We start from the raw sequence: 1,160 nt of genomic DNA, 5'->3' as shown, positions 1-1,160 counted from the left end.
CTACCGGAGGATCTGGCGGGCCATGACCATCCGCTGGATCTGGTTGGTGCCCTCGTAGATCTGAGTGATCTTGGCGTCGCGCATCATCCGCTCCACCGGGAACTCCCGCGTGTACCCGTACCCGCCCAGCAACTGCACCGCGTCCGTCGTCACGTCCATCGCCACATCCGAAGCCAGCGCCTTACACGCCGACGACACGAACGTCAGATCCGGCACCCGCTCCCCCGCCATCGCCCGCTCGGACTTCACCGCCGCGTGATACGTCAGCTGCCGCGCCCCCTCCAACCGCATCGCCATGTCCGCCAGCATGAACTGCACACCCTGGAAATCAGCGATCGCCTTCCCGAACTGCCGCCGCTGCTTCACATACCCCACCGCGAAATCCAGCGCCCCCTGCGCGATCCCCAGCGCCTGCGCCGCGATCGTGATCCGCGTATGGTCCAACGTCGCCAGCGCCGTCTTGAACCCCGACCCCTCAGCCCCGATCATCCGATCCGCCGGAACCCGCACATCCTCCAAAACCACCTGACGCGTCGGCGACCCCTTGATCCCCAGCTTGCGCTCCTTGGGCCCGAACGACACCCCCGCATCCGCCTCCGCGTCCACCACGAACGCCGAGATCCCCCGCGCCCCCGCCGAAGGATCGGTCACCGCCATCACCGTGTAGAACCGCGACACCCCCGCATTGGTGATCCACATCTTGGTCCCGTTCAGAACCCACCCATCACCCTCACGCACCGCACGCGTCCTCATCCCCGCCGCGTCCGACCCCGCATCCGCCTCCGACAACGCATACGAGAACATCGCCTCACCCCGCGCCACCGGCCCCAGGAACCGCTCCTTCAACTCCCCCGACCCCGCCAGCAGAACCGGCACCGTCCCCAGCTTGTTCACCGCCGGAATCAACGACGAGGACGCGCACACCCGCGCCACCTCCTCGATCACGATCACCGTCGCCAGCGCATCGGCCCCCGCACCCCCGTACGATTCGGGCACGTGCACCGCATGCAGATCACCCGCCACCAACGCCTCCAACGCCTCCTGCGGGAACCGCGACTCCTCATCCACCTCCGCCGCGAAAGGAGCGATCTTGGCCTCGGCCAGCTCACGCACCGAACTCCGCAGCAGCTCATGCTCCTCGGACGGCGCGTACGAGGGAA

General features: G+C 67.6%; 1 protein-coding gene. It reads right to left on the bottom strand.

The features are described from left to right. Positions 1 to 1,160 (bottom strand): acyl-CoA dehydrogenase family protein (locus ABD944_RS42105; RefSeq protein WP_425550331.1); only part of this gene is annotated, 1,160 nt, incomplete at its 5' end.

This window comes from Actinomadura verrucosospora, from assembly GCF_039540335.1.
Lineage (GTDB): Bacteria > Actinomycetota > Actinomycetes > Streptosporangiales > Streptosporangiaceae > Spirillospora > Spirillospora verrucosospora.
Note: the sequence above shows the minus strand (reverse complement) of the source record. Positions and strands in the feature narration are given on the sequence as shown.